Origin of the sequence: Vibrio sp. B1FLJ16 (assembly GCF_905175385.1) — a bacterium.
In the GTDB taxonomy this organism is placed as follows: domain Bacteria; phylum Pseudomonadota; class Gammaproteobacteria; order Enterobacterales; family Vibrionaceae; genus Vibrio.
Genome location: NZ_HG992749.1, coordinates 2,313,466 through 2,328,646, shown reverse-complemented (window position 1 = coordinate 2,328,646; position 15,181 = coordinate 2,313,466). Strand labels below are relative to the sequence as shown.

Here is a 15,181-nt window from a genome sequence, read left to right as displayed (position 1 = left end):
GTGAATTATGAAAAGAACAATACTAATTTTGAGCCACTTAATAATGGTTTTCGCCAGTGTCACTGTCTATGCAGCTGCTCAGTCAGGGCGAGTTGTCAGTGTGCCTCACCACCAATCAACGCAACTAATGATATCCGGAAAAGCTAAAAAAGTTACGTTAGGTGATCCGACAGTTTTAGATATTTTGGTACTTAAATCTAATGAGTTGTATTTGATTGGTAAAAAGTTAGGTACCACCAATGTGTCAGTTTGGGATCGTAGTGGGAGAATTATTGAGTCTTTTAATGTGGAAGTGACTCACGACTTAAATACACTAAAGTCTAAACTCTATCAATTCTTGCCCGGCGAAAAAATCGAAGTTCATAGCACTCAAGACAAAATCGTATTACGTGGGTTGGTGAGCAGCCAACAAAATATGGATGTGGCAATTAAAGTAGCTGAAACATTTGCTGCAGGTAAACCAGTAGATAAAAGTGAAGATGAAGAGAATGAAAGCTCTGTTATTAACTTGCTTTCTATCGGTGGTGCTCAGCAAGTAACTCTTGAAGTTACGGTTGCCGAAGTTCAACGTTCATTAGTGCGTACTTTCGACTCAAATTTTCACTTTTTTCAGAAAAGTGGCGATATTACTTGGGGAACAACAACGATTGGTGGCGCGATAGATGATATCGGTCCTATATTGAGCGGTAACGCTGGGGTCAATGAATTTGGATTCCTAGGATCATTCCTAGACAGCAATACCCTATTTACGTTCGCCCTTGATATTGCCAAACAAAACGGTGTAGCAAAGGTTCTGGCAGAACCTAGCCTAACGGCGCTCAGTGGCACAAAAGCTGAATTTGTTGCTGGTGGTGAGTTTCCAATCCCCGTTCCGAACGAAGATGGAATTACCATTGACTATAAAGAATATGGCGTATCGCTAGATTTTGTACCGTATATCCTTAGCGATAAGAAAATAAACTTAAAACTTAATGTCAGTGTAAGCGAATTAGCTACGTCTGGTGTAGTCACTTATAGCGTAGGCGATACTAATTCAGCATATTATATTCCACCTCTAACTACTAGGCGTGCGGGAAGTACGCTTGAACTAGCAGACGGTCAGACTATGGGAATTGCAGGGTTACTCAGCGAAAACTCCCGTAATGTTGATGAAGGTTTGCCAGGAGTAGCAGATCTACCGATATTGGGACGTCTGTTTAAGAGCGAACAGTTTACTTCAGGTGAAACAGAACTCGTTATTTTAGTGACCCCTCGATTAGCGAAACCAGTTGACAGACGTAAGATTACTCTGCCAACAGATGGGTTTGTCAGCCCTAATGATATTGAATTCTATCTTCTTGGCAAAGGTGCCAGCCTTGACTTCGATAAATATCAATTAAATAAGGGCACAAGCGCAAATGTCCTTAGTGAATCTGATTATCAATACGCAATCGGAGAAGGTGGTACAGACGGCCAGTTCGGACACAGTTTATAGAGGGAAAGCAATGATGAAAAATACAATGAAGTTAGCCATTTGTTTTACGTTGCTTAGTCTCACGGGCTGTGCGAACGAACCAAAATTGGGTGCGGCTTTGAGCCAACTACACACAGAACAGACTCTTAACCCAAATGCGTGGTACGAAAACGTAGATTACCTACCTGAGGGAAGCGGTGAGCGTACACAAACTAGCATAAAAGTGTACAACAATAATGGCTCTGCTAAGAAAAAGTAAGTCAGGTTACTAAGTCATTTCGGAGGCTGCTATGGGATTTCCAAAACTAATAGCAACTAGACGTTCCCAGCACGGGATAACGTTAGTACTGATCAGTATGATTTTGCTGATATTGATAGGTATGGGGGCTTTTGCGATGGATTTAAATCACCAAGTCCTGAATAAAGCACGTTTGCAAAATGCAGTGGACTCCGCAGCATTGGCCTCAGCAGTAGTTGCTGAAAATACTACAGATGTAGATTTAGCGAAAGCAGCTGCTATTGATGCTTTAAATAGTTTTGCATCAGGTGATGGTAACCACGAGTTGACTTACACAGGGGAAAATATCTCGGTTACCTTCTCTAATGATATGCAAAATTTTGTAGAGGCGGGTAGTTTTAAAATCGGCACTGACAGTGATATTTATGTAAGAGTTGCTGTTAGTGATGTCTCTTTAACTCAGTACCTCAGTTTCATTTTTAGTGTTGGAAAAAACGTGTCAGCCAGTGCGGTAGCGGGACCAAGTGCACCTATAACAGCAACTTGTAATTTATCGCCGATAGGCATTTGCGGAGATGGCACTTCTACGGATCTGGCATGGGGATATATACCAAGTTCTAACCCTTACTATGATGCTAAATCTGACAAACTTGCAGAAACGATTCATGTATTGAAACCTTCCAGCCATAAGGATGGGGGAATCGGTGCGGGGAATTACCACCTTTTAGACTTCGGCTCTGGTAAAAAAACGGTTAGAGATATGCTCGCAGGTGCTACTGACATTTGTCGCTCTGTCGGGGATACCGTATCAACAGAAACAGGTAAAGGTACTGGACCCGTAGCCCAAGGGTTAAACACTCGATTTGACACAACGGCTAATAATGTGACTGACACGGGGGAAGAGATTAAACCGGACAAATATCTGGAAGAGTCGAATGTAACTTACGAAAACTATAAGTCTGAATATGAAAATAATACGGAAAACGCATTTTACTATGCAGACTATTACTCATCTCTGAAATCTTGTGAGTCGGGTGGGGCTTGTAATTCGCAATATTATGAGGCTTCAGGGCAAATAGGTAGAAGAGTATTAAGGGTGCCTATAGTAAATTGTGACAACACCCCTAAACCAGGTGGTTCAATGGATCTAAAAGTCTATGGTATAGGCTGCTTTTTTATTACCCAACAAGTTGAAAGTAAAGGCAATGAATCAGAAATATATGGTCAATTTCTGGAAGATTGTACCGTAAAGAATGCGTCTACAGGTATAGACCCGAGTGACACTATAGGACCCTATAAAATTCAACTATATAAAGATCCATTAAGTGGAGAGTCATAATATGGGCGCGCCAATTAATGTCCTGCTATTGGGTAGAAACAATCAGACTGGCCTAGCTGCACTCGAGTTTATTATTTGTTTGCCTGTATTGCTGATGTTAACTGCGTTACTTATAGACGTGAGTCGTGCGTTTGTTCAGTACACCGAAATAAACAAAGCTTTGCAAAATGGTGTTCGGTATGCCGTTGTTGATACCTACGGTACACTTGATTTCGGTAGTATTGCTGATGAAGACCTTATTAAAAATATGGTGGTATACGGAAAGCCTATCCCCTCTCAAGGTGATAGTAAAGTTGTTAAATATATTGACACAACGGATGTGATTGTTACGGCTCCAACATCAACTTCAAAAGAAGTGGTGATATCGACTTATTATACTTACGTTCCTATATTTAGCAGTTTGCCCTTTTCTAATAGTTCTCTTTCTTTCACTATTGGTGCAACTAGCAAAATGAGGACCGCGCCATGAGTAAATGGAATTTTAGGCAAAAAGGAGTAACTCAGGTTGAATTTACTTTAATAGCGTTAGCTGTTTTATTGGTAATATTCTCGATTTTAGAGTTTGCTCTTTATTTTTACTCAATACAGATGGCAAATGAAGTGACAAGAAGGGCTGCTCGATTGGCTACAGTTTGCTACATAGCAGATCGTGATGATATATCGTCGTTACCTGCAATTGAAAGTTTATACCCCCCAAATTTTTCCTCGGGAAACTTAACAATAAGTTATCTGGATAAATATGGTAATGACGTAGATGTTTCAGGATTTCTCACTTCTCCCCCTGCGGATGTAGATACTTTAAATCCTATATTCTCCAATATTCGATTTGTTAAAGCTGAGGCTGATTATACTTTCAAATTTTTAGTTTTATCATTATTAATAAATGCCATTGGTGCCAGTCCAGAGTTTGAAACAATTCTACCCGCTGAAAGCCTAGGTGTATTAAGGCCTGAATCTGGGCTTGATTCAGTAGAAGATTGTTGATGGAGTCCTTATGTTAAAACCAGTAGAATTAAATAAAGAATTTGAGTCAGTTAGCATTCATACCCTAAAGACAAATATTACTATTTGGGTTATTTATGCAACAAGTGAATTCAAACGTACTATGGAAGAAGAACTATCAAAATGTATCAGTGTTAAAATAGAATGGCTTGACTTGAATGAAATATCTGGGAACGGAGAAAGGAGAACTCCTGATGTCATTTATATTGAGGCTGGAGATAATTGGGCGAAAAAAGTAGCTAATATATATTCTAATGAAGGCGATATACAAAATAATCAAACAGCGTTAGTGGTTTTTGGTGATGAGCACGATACTACATCACTAAAGCTAGCACTGAAGTTAGGGGCTTCAGATTATTTCAATCACGAAGTGAGTTTCTATGAGTTACTCCCACTTTTAGAAGATATAGCGATGGATAAAGCCTCCAGCAATAAATTAGGGGAACTATCACTATTTATTAATACTAAAGGTGGCTCTGGAGCAACGACAGTAGCATTGAATACGGCAATTGCATTATCAGAGTATTCAAAGGGCAAGGTTCTCCTTATTGACTTAGGAATGCAGTTTAGTGATGCCACTGATTACCTGAGCAGTAAACCCAAATACAGTATAAATGATGTCGTTGATACGATGAATGATCTTGATGAGTTATCACTCGAAGGATTAGTACACACACATAGTTCTGGTGTGAATTATCTATGCTTTAGTCCTGAAAATATAAAAGATAATTATGATAGAGCTACAAAAGTTAGTGAATTAATTCCTCTTTTACGTCATTATTATCAGCACGTTATTGTTGATATGTCTCACGGAATTGAACATGTATTCCAGCATATCGTTTCTCCTGCGTCTTATATTTTTCTAGTTATGCAACAGAATGTTGCTTCAATTAAACATGCCACAAATTATATTAAATCTCTACAACTTGACTACGGTTTATCTGGCGATCAAGTGAGACTTGTTATTAACCGCTATGAGAAAAAAAACTCAATTACTGTTAAAGACATAGAGAAAACTCTCCCTAACCGAGAAATGCTTTTAGTTCCGAATAACTTCTCGATCTCAATGGAATGTTCAAATTTAGGTAAACCTATCGTGCAGTCGAAGAAAAATAGCGCTATTAAGTCTTCGTTAATTGATATATCACATCACTTAGAAAAACCAACAGAAAAAGACACAAAAAACTGGTTCGGTAAACTATTTTCTTAGCAGGGAGTCGTTATGTTTTATAAAAGAAAAAATGTTGGTAGTAACCTTTCCGGTGCTGAACTGCTGAGTGCTAAGGCTGATGCTAGTTTAGAGCCAGTTGAAGGCTCAGACAAAATTAATCTGCCAAACTCCTCAGTGATTGAGGAAAAATTACTCAAGATGGAAGCGGAGAGAAAGCAGTTAGAACATGATCAGTCGATTAAGCACTATTACCATGGAAAACTACTGGATACTTTAGACTTGGGTTTACTTTCGCACCTGCAAGAAGATAAGGCGAAAAAAGAGCTACGTGAAGCAGTGATACACTTACTTGCTGAAGACCAGACACATCCACTTAGCTCTGAAGCTAGAAGCCGAATGATCCGTCAGATTGAAGATGAGATTTTCGGTTTGGGACCATTGGAGCCTTTACTAGCTGACACGTCGGTTTCTGATATTCTTGTTAATGGGCCGAAAAGTATTTTCGTAGAACGATTCGGAAAATTAGAAAAAACGCCGCACACTTTTCTCGATGACAGACATTTACGCAGTATTATTGATCGAATCGTTAGCCAGGTTGGACGTCGAATAGACGAGTCTTCTCCTATGGTCGACGCTCGTCTAAAAGATGGTTCCCGTTTTAACGCAATTATTCCACCTCTTGCCATCGATGGCGCTTCAGTTTCGATTCGTAGATTTGCAGTCGAACGCTTGAACATGGATAACTTGTTAAGTTTAAATTCGCTTTCTGCGCAGATGGCAAAATTTTTAAATGCTGCGGTAGTTGGTGAACTGAACATTTTGATTTCCGGGGGTACTGGCTCAGGTAAAACGACTACCCTTAATATTTTGTCGGGATATATACCTTCTGATCAGAGAATAGTAACAATAGAGGACTCAGCAGAGTTGCAACTGCAGCAACCTCACATTGTTCGCTTGGAAACGAGACCACCCAATATTGAAGGTAAGGGAGAAATATCTCAGCGTGAACTGGTGAAAAACTCGCTTCGTATGAGGCCGGATAGAATTGTACTCGGTGAGGTGCGGGGTAGCGAAGCAGTAGATATGCTCGCTGCTATGAATACCGGTCATGATGGCTCACTGGCTACAATTCACGCCAATACGCCGAGAGATGCCCTAAGTCGTGTAGAAAACATGTTCTCTATGGCAGGGTGGAATGTTTCGACGAAAAACCTACGATCTCAAATTGCTTCAGCAATAAATCTAGTTGTTCAAATGGACAGGCAAGAAGATGGTAAGCGTCGTATGGTCAGTATCCAGGAGATCAATGGCATGGAAGGCGAAGTGATCACTATGTCGGAAATATTTAAGTTTCAAAGACAAGGTATGGATGAGAATGGCAATGTAATAGGCGATTATATATCTACAGGTATTGTACCTGCCTGCCACGATCAACTGATTAAAAGAGGCTTGGATCTTCCGTTTGAAATATTTAACGAGAAAGTTCGCTAGGAGGCTTTATGGGAGGTCAATTACCACTATTCCTGCTGTTGCTATTTTTATCAGTGTTTTTTATTAGCCAAGCATTGATCATGCCTTCAGCAGGTAAAAAAGTAAAACACCGGCATTTAGTACAGAGAATAAAAGAGAGTCATAAAAATATTGATCAGGAAAGTGTTTCTCTCTTAAAAGAGAACTCTCTTAAGAACTTATCCTCTTTTGAACGTTTTTTAATTCGCTTCTCTTTGTTTGAAGTGTTTAAAAAGAAACTAGAACTTGCAGGTATAAATATCCCTTTTGGTAAGTTTCTATTTTTTTTCTTCATCGGTGGTGTGATTAGTGCGCTAGTATTAATGTTCTTCAATCAGACTTGGTATATAAGTCTGGGCTGTGCTGTTACGATTTGGATTGTCGAATACTTTTTTATTCACAAAAGAATTGCTGATCGATTAATGAAGTTCGAGGAGCAATTACCAGAAGCGTTGGATATCATTAAGCGTGTTCTGCAAGCTGGTCAACCGATAAATCAGGCTTTTGGTGAGGTTGGCAAGGAAATGCCAGCTCCTATCGGACCTGAGTTTAAAAATACCTTTAGTTTACTTAATTATGGATATGACATGCGCTTAGCTATTATGCAAATGAGTGAGCGTGTTCCAACTGTTTCTATGATGGCTTTTTCAAGTGCGGTCTTATTACAAAAAGAGACTGGTGGTAACTTAGTGGAAAATATAGAGAAGCTTTCACGCGTACTACGAGAGCGGTTTAAACTAGCAAGAAAAATAAAAACTATTTCTGCTGAGTCAAGGATGTCTGCGTGGGTTCTCGTGCTTGCTCCATTCGCGATGTATATCCTTATATCTATATTGAAACCAGACTATATTTCTATTTTACATAATCACCCAACAGGTGTGAAAATGATAATAGGTGGTATGGTCTCCTTATTCATCGGTTCGATGTGGATTCGCAAGATTGTGAATTTTGAGGTGTAGGTATGGACGTAATAAATGATTTAATTTCGACGCTCAATATAAACAAAGAAACTCTATTTATACTGTTTGTCTTGCTAACAACGGTACTCGTGGTGATGACGGTTGGTTATATTGTAATAGGCGTTAATTCTCCAGTAAAGCGAAGAATGGCGCAATTATCTACTGTAGATAAGTCAAAAAGCATATATGCTAGCGAAAAAGTGATGAATAGTTTAGAGTCGTTAGCTCCGCTTACCTCTTCGAATAATGATAAAGATCGAGACTCCTCGCGTGCTCTATTGATGCATGCGGGATTCCATCAAAAAAACTCTTTGTCCCTTTTTTATTCAATTAAGTCGTTGTCTACAATTTTAGGGATGCTAATAGCTTTAGTTCTTTACATTTCACTTCCAGAGAATAACAAGTTATATTTTTATATGGCTTCTTGTGCTTTTATTGGGCTCATTTTTCCTGATATTATTTTGAAAAAATTAGCTAAAAAACGTCAGAATAAGATACGTGCAGGTGTCGCTGATATGCTTGATTTATTAGTGGTTTGTACTGAATCCGGATTAGGTTTTAATGCATCTTTACGACGAGTTGCGAATGAAATGGTAATATCTCATCCAGAACTAGCGGATGAGATCGACACTGTTTGTGCGAAAATTCAAGCAGGTAAATCTATGCCCGACAGTCTTCGAGAAATGATTGTTAGGACTGGTCTAGTCGAATTCATGGGGCTAGTAAGTATGTTAAGTCATGCGTCACGTGTTGGAGGTAGTTTAGTTGACTCGTTGCGAGAATATACTGAGGACTATCGAGATAAGAGGCAACAAGCAGCTGAAGAAATCGCGGCTAAAATTCCGGTAAAAATGATGTTTCCAATGGTAATGTTTATATGGCCATGCTTTTTTATTGTTGCGATAGGACCATCATTAATTACATTATCAGAAGCTTTTTCTGGAAGTAAAGCCTTTGGTTAATAGAAAAGGGATGTTTATATGTGGAAGCAATTCTTACTTGTTTTTGTTTTAGTATTTATTTCTGGGTGTGTAAGTAACGACACAAAACAAATGGATTTTGATAAAAGTTTATATTCTGGTAAGCCAGTTGAGTCTCTAACTAATGATGAACCACCAGTTGACGAAGCAGAAGCCATATCTAGAGGTGATGCGGCATTAGCGAATAATAATACCGATTTGGCGCTATATGAATATTTACGCTCTCTTACATTCATCGATGGTATACATAAGGATAAAACGTTATATACGATAGGAAGAATACACGAAACTAGAGGCGATTACGAACTTGCAGACAGAGCATACCGTGCTTCTCTAGCGGAAAATACAAACCATATTGGTTCGTTAGAAGAGTTAGGGAAACTACACACTAAACAAGGCCGAAAAGATGTAGGGCGTAGTTATTATGTACGTGCCATTAATGCGGATCAAATACGTCTTGGAGGGGCTGGTGATATAACAGCTAATGAAATTACAACCGAGAAAATCCAAACTCTAAGGTATGATGAAGAATCACCAGTGAATGCGTATGTTGGCTTAGGAGTGTTGTTTGACATCAATAATCAACATAAAACGGCTCAAGATTTACTGCGCAAAGCCTTAGATATTAAACCTTATAATGAAAAAGCACTTGTTAGCCTCGGTTATTCTTACTACATGACAAATGACTATGGTAGAGCTACCCACTTTACCAATGCAGCGTTGGGAGTTAATAGTAATAGTAAAAAGGCGATTAATAACCTGGGGTTAATTACGATTGCTAAGGGAGAACCTAGAAAGGCTCTAAGCATTTTGGGTCGTAATATGTCACAGTCCGAGGCTTTGAACAGCGTAGGTTATTTTTTGATTATAAGAGGAGAGCCAAGTGAGGCAATTCCGTACCTTCAGCAGGCAATAGATAAAAGCCCATCTTATTATGAGAAAGCTAATGAAAATTTAGAACGAGCATTGGCAATGGTAAGAGCTATTAGAGATACATCCAAAGTAATTATACAATAGACATTTATGAAACTTTAATCTATTGGTTTTTATTTAAGCCACCTTAATTAGGTGGTTTTTCTTTAATGGAGGAGGGCTGAAATCTTCTTTGGTATATATGTTTGATATATATGATTGTTGTATAGTTCGCGAGCGATTTAAGTAATCAAATTGTCAGATAAACAAATTTTCATCTTACATTCATGAGTCCAAATGAAAATTTTCGATAGTAATAACACTAGATATGTAGTCTAATATCTAGCTTGTTATGTTATTTTCTAAGTATAAATTATTTATGGTTCTTGTTTCCTTTAATATATTGATCGCATTAAATTGATTTATACTAATCAAATGTTGATAGTTGGAGTTAATGAGTTTTATTTTATATAAATGAGAGTGGTAATAGAAGTTTGTGATCGGGTAAGTTAAAGTTTCTCACGGTTTTTGAATTCGCAGTTGGTTATAATAAACGAAATCGTAATGCATACAATGAAAAATGGAGGAGAGTAGTATAAAGTTCCAGATATTAGCGCATTGGATATAAGAGCCAAAAAGCAAGACATAGCAATCAATCTATACGTATTTAATAGAGAATCTTGTTTTTTATATCCCGTAACAATGACATAGGTAATTAAGACTAGGAAAATCAATGTACCTAAAAATCCAAAATCTAATAGCCATTGAACGATAACGTTGTGCGGGTGTCTATATCCCGATTCGGAATTTAATATAAAGCTCTCTGAACCATAACCTAAAATAGGTTTTTCTTTAATATAACCCCAACTTTCATTCCATAAAATTATTCTATTTGATGATAAACTGTTAACGTTTTCTCTATAGTAATTCTCAGTTTCTGTTAGTCGATTTAATCCATTCCAAGAATATATATTTAATGGGAGGGATATAATCACTGATACTACAATTAAATATACTAGTTTTAATGACCCTTTTACTTTTAGTCGGTTTTTTTTATAAATAGTTATTAGAGCAACAGTAAGGCCTAAGACATATGACAAGATTGCCCCTTTTCCTCCTAACCATATGAGTAATGAGATGCTAGTTGCTGAAAGTGCCATAAAAAGTAAGTTATCTGACTTGTCTGTAACTAAGATTTTTATTGATAAATACAAGGTGCTTACGATGACAATATGCCCCAAATGCCTTATATTACTCGATGTTATAATCCTAAGTCCTTCATTGTAGTTAATACCAGTTAAGTTAAAACCTATGTCAATAAACAATAAAATAACAGCTATAAATATACTGTATGGTAGGTAGTCGAAGGCAAGGTTTTCATTAAGTTTGAAATATTTCGTTAAGCTCAATGCGAACATAAAGTGTGAAACTATAATAACATACCTAAATAGTGATAAGGCTGCCTCTGCGCTCCAACCTAACCTATTAATTAGTAGGGCGTTTGAGGCCGTTATCGATGCAAGGCATAAAAAAATTAATACATAGAAAGGATTGAATGAGGTGTAATAATCGTTGTCTTTAATGTTATAGATGAGTCCGATAATCGATAGTTCGAAGAAAAGAACTACGATCTCCCCAACAATGGTAAGTAAAAATGCATGAATGGTGTAAGAAAGATAGCTAGTTTTAGCCTCTTATCTATTTTGGATAAAATTGAACTTACTTCGTGTCTAACTTCCATGTTGACTTTGTATTCCCATATTTTCCATATTTTATAATTTTATGTCTATAATTTACCATTTCCAATAAAAATCTTTTCTAATATAAATAGAACGTTATATATGTGCTCTGTGTCAAATTTTGTTATAACTCTTGATTATTTAATTTATTTAACCGTACATATGTCTGTTATTTGCTTTTTATAGTAGAGTTACCCCCACAAAAAACACGATCATCCACAGTATTGAAACATTCAGTTTCTTCAGTAAATAGAATCCAGCAATAACCAATGCAATATCCATCGGTTTAACCACAGCGCTGGTAAATACAGGTTGGTAAATGGCTGATAATAGCAGGCCTACTACCGACGCATTTACACCACTAATAGCTCCCGATATTGCAGGTTTGTCTGCGAGGTCTTGCCAGTTCTTTAATACCCCAAGCAATAAAAGGAATCCCGGAAGGAATATACCTAGCGTTGCTACCAGAGCGCCGAGTATTGGCGTTTCAGATAACTCATAACCAATGTAGGTTGCGAATGTAAACATTGGCCCTGGTACGGCTTGTGCTGCGGCGTATCCGGTTAGAAATGCATCCGGGCTTAAATTGTCACCAACGATATTCTGCAACAGGGGAAGCACGACATGGCCTCCACCGAATACCAAACTACCCGCCTGAAAAAAGTCGTTAAACAAACCCAGCATTGGTATAGTGTGCGCGACGAGAGGGAGGCCAAATAACAGGGTTGCAAATATCACCAAAGGAGTGATGCTCGGTTTAAACGGAACTTGTGTCCGGGTCGGCTGTTTTTTAAGGAATCGTACACCAATCGCACCAGCAGCAAGTAAAACCAGCATTTGAGTCATGATACCCGGAATAAGTAACAGAGCGATCGCGGTGGCGACACATAGTCCGCCAGTCAGTTTCGTTTGGCAGAAGTTATTGTACATTCCCCACGTTGCATCAGCGACAACGACAACCGCCAATAGCTTTAGTCCGTGGACAATGTTGTTGAAGATAGCGGTATCGGTGATTTGGCTGCTTACCATGGCTAATGCCAGCATGATCAGGACCGATGGCAGGGTAAAGCCGATAAACGCTGCACACGCTCCACCTAAACCGCCTCGCTTGTAGCCCAACGCAAAACCTACCTGACTGGATCCCGGGCCAGGCAGAAACTGGCTCAGTGCGACGATTTGAGCGTACTCACTGTCATCTAACCATTTTAGTTTTTCGACAAAAGTCTGGCGGAAATAACCAATGTGAGCCGCTGGGCCGCCAAAGCTAAACCAACCTAGCCAAAAGAAAGTGTTGAAGATAGCAAACATGTTGAGCCTGTTTATCTAATTTGAATTGCCGCTAATTTATCGGTTGTTATAAAATGACTCAAATTGATAGTGTTAATTTAATCTATGAATGAAATAGGATAAAAGGGAAAGTGAACGACGAAATTCAGTGGCGTAATATCGATTTAAATTTGTTGGTGACTTTCTCCTATCTTTACCGCTATCGAAGCGTGAGTTTAGCGGCGGAAAACAGCTATGTGAGTCAGTCGGCGATGAGTCACAGCTTGTCTCGTTTGAGGCTCCTTTTTGAAGACCCGTTGTTTGAACGTAAAGGGCACAAAATGGAACCGACCGAACACGCGCATAGCGTTGCGCCGACGGTACATCAACTACTTGACTCCATCGCTAGAGATTTACTGACCAAATCGAGCTTTAAGCCTGATGACTACTCGGGCGTATGTCGGATTGGTTTAACTGACTATGCGGAATTTATCTTCGCGCCGCGTCTATATGATGAAATTCACCGCCTGGCTCCACAAGCTCAAATCAGCTTTATTAATGTCGATCGCAGTAATTACATGCAGCGAACTGAGCAGGAAAAACTGGATCTTGTGATAGGCAGTATGCCGCTGCTTAGTGACGATTTTGCGAGTCATTATCTGTATACAGAAAAGCACGTATGTCTGTGCGATAAAAAGGTGTTGCAGGGCAAAGTTAAGCTGTCTGTTGCAGAATTTGCCGACATCGAACAAGCGTTGGTAAGCCCCGATGGGAGCTTAAAGACACAAGTAGACCAAAAGCTGGCAGAACATGGTGTAAGCCGAAGAGTGACCGTGGCTTCGCGTAATTTTCTGACGATTCGCAATTTGCTTAAACAGCGTGAATTGATTGCTATTGTGCCAGAGAAGATGGCGCTTGCTGAAGGTTTCTCAGATGACCTAGTGACAGTAAAACCACCGATTGCAGTCGCGGATTTTGATATTGCGATGGTATGGCACACCAGTCGTAATAACGACGACAAAGGCATTTGGTTGCGTCAATTGGTGGCGGGGTTGATAGGTTAAATACAATGAAAAAGGGCACTAAGAGAGTGCCCTTTGTTAAGTGTTTCTGAGTAAAAAGTATTATGATTGCGTCGCAGGTTTAACTACTTGCTCTTTATGCGCTTGCTTCTTTTCGAAGCGGGAGATCCACCACCAGGCAAGTGCGGAGAATACCGCCGTCATAAATACATTGATGAAGAACGCGCGTACCACGTCAACGCCAGTTGGGAATGCAGACGCTGTCATGCTTATCACGAAAATCACAATCAGCACCGCGACGACACTCATACCAAACTTACGTGAACCCATGCGGAAGTCACGAGGCGTATCGTCGTGCTTCAGACGGAAAACAAAGTAAGCGACCATGATGAAGATAGGCGGCAGCATCGCAGTACCTGCCGTGAGGTTAATAGCCTGGTTCATCATGTCCTGTACCGATTCTGAGCCGAAGCCGTTCACAACAAGCATCACCACCACGAAGGCAAACTGCCACCATGCAGCACGCACTGGTACGCCATGTTCATTTAGCTCAGTGGTTTTCTCGCCGTACACTCCTTTTGGAATTTCCGAGAAGTGAATTTTCACTGGTGCGGCTGTCCACATCATCATCGAACCAAACATCGCGATGAACAGAACGATACCGACAAAGCGGCCAACCAGAGCGGTTGAAATGTCGAAGTATTGCGCCATACCAGTAAAGATTTCTACCATACCGCCAGCGTAAGTCAGATCTTCACGCGGAACGAAGACGTTCACCAGCAGTGAGCCGAGTGCATACATTGCGCCGATCAACACACCAGCCATAATGATCACTTTGATAAACGCTTTTTGCCCTCCTTTGACATCTTTTAGGTAGGCCGCTGCGGTTTCCGCACCGCCGGCTGCCTGGAAGATCCAACACATAATACCGAGCGTTGCCCAGTTAATCGTAGGGCTCATTGCCTCTAGCGTAATTGGCTCGGCAGGTGTGTAGCTGTCGCCGCCCAGTGCCATTAGCGCACCAAGTACATAGATGGCAAACAGCGCAAAAACACCGTATGCAACCAGTTCAGAGATTTTGCCCAACCAGGAAGCGCCTTTGGTTGAAATGTGCGTTGCGGCGGCGAAAAGAACAATCGAGATTACGGATGTCACCATTGGTGAGAAGGTGTACTCGTAACCAAGCATCGCGTAAGACGCATAAGCAATCACGTTCGGTAGCAGAGAGACAAACCAGAACAGATTCACAAACCAGTACAGGAATGACCCGAGATAAGCGGCTTTTGAACCAAGAGGTTGCTTAAGCCAGTCGTACATGCCTGACTCAGAGTTTTTATTCGCAGACACGAACTCGGCAATGATGAATACAAATGGAATAAAGTAAACGATCGTCGCAAATAGAAAAATAGGAGCTGAGCTAAGGCCAAGCTCGATGTTGTTGTTCACTATGTTACGGACGTTAAAGACCGCCGCAAATGTCATAGACAGCAAGGCAAATTTGCCGATGGTGCCGCGCATAGATTCAGACATAAAGTCCTCCGATGAATCACGTCAATTCCCTTCGTAACTCAAGTCACAGTGCTATTGACCG

14 protein-coding genes are annotated in these 15,181 nt (G+C 39.9%); 11 read left to right on the top strand and 3 right to left on the bottom strand.

All coding sequences use genetic code 11. The features are described 5' to 3' along the window. Window positions 1-7 precede the first annotated feature (7 nt). The 10 genes from KHN79_RS10550 to KHN79_RS10505 are packed head-to-tail and all read left to right on the top strand — an operon-like array spanning window position 8 to window position 9,668. Window positions 8-1,474 carry a type II and III secretion system protein family protein gene (locus KHN79_RS10550; protein WP_182008759.1) on the top strand — a complete coding sequence of 489 codons (1,467 nt, stop codon included), beginning with the start codon at window positions 8-10 and terminating at the stop codon, window positions 1,472-1,474. A gap of 13 nt (window positions 1,475-1,487) precedes the next feature. Beyond that, a complete protein-coding gene (locus tag KHN79_RS10545) occupies window positions 1,488-1,712 on the top strand; it encodes a hypothetical protein (protein ID WP_182008893.1) in 225 nt (74 codons plus the stop codon). A 31-nt stretch (window positions 1,713-1,743) separates the two neighbouring features. Then, window positions 1,744-3,030, top strand: a complete 1,287-nt coding sequence (locus KHN79_RS10540; RefSeq protein WP_182008758.1) for a pilus assembly protein TadG-related protein — start codon at window positions 1,744-1,746, stop codon at window positions 3,028-3,030. 1 nt (window position 3,031) lies between these two features. After that, window positions 3,032-3,499, top strand: a complete 468-nt coding sequence (locus KHN79_RS10535) for a TadE/TadG family type IV pilus assembly protein (RefSeq protein ID WP_182008757.1) — start codon at window positions 3,032-3,034, stop codon at window positions 3,497-3,499. After that, window positions 3,496-4,014: a TadE family protein gene (locus tag KHN79_RS10530; protein ID WP_182008756.1), complete on the top strand. Its 519-nt coding sequence runs from the start codon at window positions 3,496-3,498 to the stop codon at window positions 4,012-4,014. Before KHN79_RS10535 ends, KHN79_RS10530 begins: the two co-directional genes overlap by 4 nt. Before the next feature lie 10 nt (window positions 4,015-4,024). Beyond that, complete coding sequence (locus KHN79_RS10525; protein WP_182008755.1) at window positions 4,025-5,242, top strand: AAA family ATPase; 1,218 nt, start codon at window positions 4,025-4,027, stop codon at window positions 5,240-5,242. Between the two features lie 12 nt (window positions 5,243-5,254). Beyond that, entirely contained in the window at window positions 5,255-6,694 is a 1,440-nt protein-coding gene (locus KHN79_RS10520) for a CpaF family protein (protein WP_182008754.1), read from the top strand. 8 nt (window positions 6,695-6,702) lie between these two features. Further along, window positions 6,703-7,671 (top strand): type II secretion system F family protein, encoded by a 969-nt coding sequence (locus KHN79_RS10515; protein WP_182008753.1) that lies wholly within the window; start codon window positions 6,703-6,705, stop codon window positions 7,669-7,671. 2 nt (window positions 7,672-7,673) lie between these two features. Next, window positions 7,674-8,633, top strand: a complete 960-nt coding sequence (locus tag KHN79_RS10510; RefSeq protein WP_182008752.1) for a type II secretion system F family protein — start codon at window positions 7,674-7,676, stop codon at window positions 8,631-8,633. An 18-nt stretch (window positions 8,634-8,651) separates the two neighbouring features. Beyond that, window positions 8,652-9,668: a CDC27 family protein gene (locus KHN79_RS10505; protein WP_182008751.1), complete on the top strand. Its 1,017-nt coding sequence runs from the start codon at window positions 8,652-8,654 to the stop codon at window positions 9,666-9,668. Window positions 9,669-10,072: 404 nt separating this feature from the next. Here KHN79_RS10505 and KHN79_RS10500 read toward each other — a convergent pair whose 3' ends face one another. Continuing rightward, entirely contained in the window at window positions 10,073-10,981 is a 909-nt protein-coding gene (locus tag KHN79_RS10500) for an O-antigen ligase family protein (protein ID WP_182008750.1), read from the bottom strand. A gap of 501 nt (window positions 10,982-11,482) precedes the next feature. After that, the gene (chrA, locus tag KHN79_RS10495; protein WP_182008749.1) at window positions 11,483-12,610 is read right to left on the bottom strand and encodes a chromate efflux transporter; all 1,128 of its coding nucleotides are present in this window, start codon (window positions 12,608-12,610) and stop codon (window positions 11,483-11,485) included. A gap of 110 nt (window positions 12,611-12,720) precedes the next feature. Between chrA and KHN79_RS10490 the strand changes: the two genes are divergently transcribed. Next, a complete protein-coding gene (locus tag KHN79_RS10490) occupies window positions 12,721-13,632 on the top strand; it encodes a LysR family transcriptional regulator (protein ID WP_182008748.1) in 912 nt (303 codons plus the stop codon). A 60-nt stretch (window positions 13,633-13,692) separates the two neighbouring features. On the opposite strand, the gene KHN79_RS10485 is transcribed toward KHN79_RS10490, so the two are convergent. Further along, on the bottom strand, window positions 13,693-15,120 hold the full coding sequence (locus KHN79_RS10485) for an amino acid permease (protein ID WP_182008747.1): 1,428 nt from the start codon (window positions 15,118-15,120) through the stop codon (window positions 13,693-13,695). Window positions 15,121-15,181: the final 61 nt, after the last annotated feature.

Coding starts and splice junctions, on each gene's coding strand:
- KHN79_RS10515 (WP_182008753.1), top strand. CDS start 6,703: ATGGGAGGTCAATTACCACTATTCCTGCTGTTGCTATTTTTATCAGTG.
- KHN79_RS10550 (WP_182008759.1), top strand. CDS start 8: ATGAAAAGAACAATACTAATTTTGAGCCACTTAATAATGGTTTTCGCC.
- chrA (WP_182008749.1), bottom strand. CDS start 12,610: ATGTTTGCTATCTTCAACACTTTCTTTTGGCTAGGTTGGTTTAGCTTT.
- KHN79_RS10535 (WP_182008757.1), top strand. CDS start 3,032: ATGGGCGCGCCAATTAATGTCCTGCTATTGGGTAGAAACAATCAGACT.
- KHN79_RS10500 (WP_182008750.1), bottom strand. CDS start 10,981: ATGTTCGCATTGAGCTTAACGAAATATTTCAAACTTAATGAAAACCTT.
- KHN79_RS10520 (WP_182008754.1), top strand. CDS start 5,255: ATGTTTTATAAAAGAAAAAATGTTGGTAGTAACCTTTCCGGTGCTGAA.
- KHN79_RS10540 (WP_182008758.1), top strand. CDS start 1,744: ATGGGATTTCCAAAACTAATAGCAACTAGACGTTCCCAGCACGGGATA.
- KHN79_RS10545 (WP_182008893.1), top strand. CDS start 1,488: ATGAAAAATACAATGAAGTTAGCCATTTGTTTTACGTTGCTTAGTCTC.
- KHN79_RS10485 (WP_182008747.1), bottom strand. CDS start 15,120: ATGTCTGAATCTATGCGCGGCACCATCGGCAAATTTGCCTTGCTGTCT.
- KHN79_RS10510 (WP_182008752.1), top strand. CDS start 7,674: ATGGACGTAATAAATGATTTAATTTCGACGCTCAATATAAACAAAGAA.
- KHN79_RS10525 (WP_182008755.1), top strand. CDS start 4,025: ATGTTAAAACCAGTAGAATTAAATAAAGAATTTGAGTCAGTTAGCATT.
- KHN79_RS10505 (WP_182008751.1), top strand. CDS start 8,652: ATGTGGAAGCAATTCTTACTTGTTTTTGTTTTAGTATTTATTTCTGGG.
- KHN79_RS10530 (WP_182008756.1), top strand. CDS start 3,496: ATGAGTAAATGGAATTTTAGGCAAAAAGGAGTAACTCAGGTTGAATTT.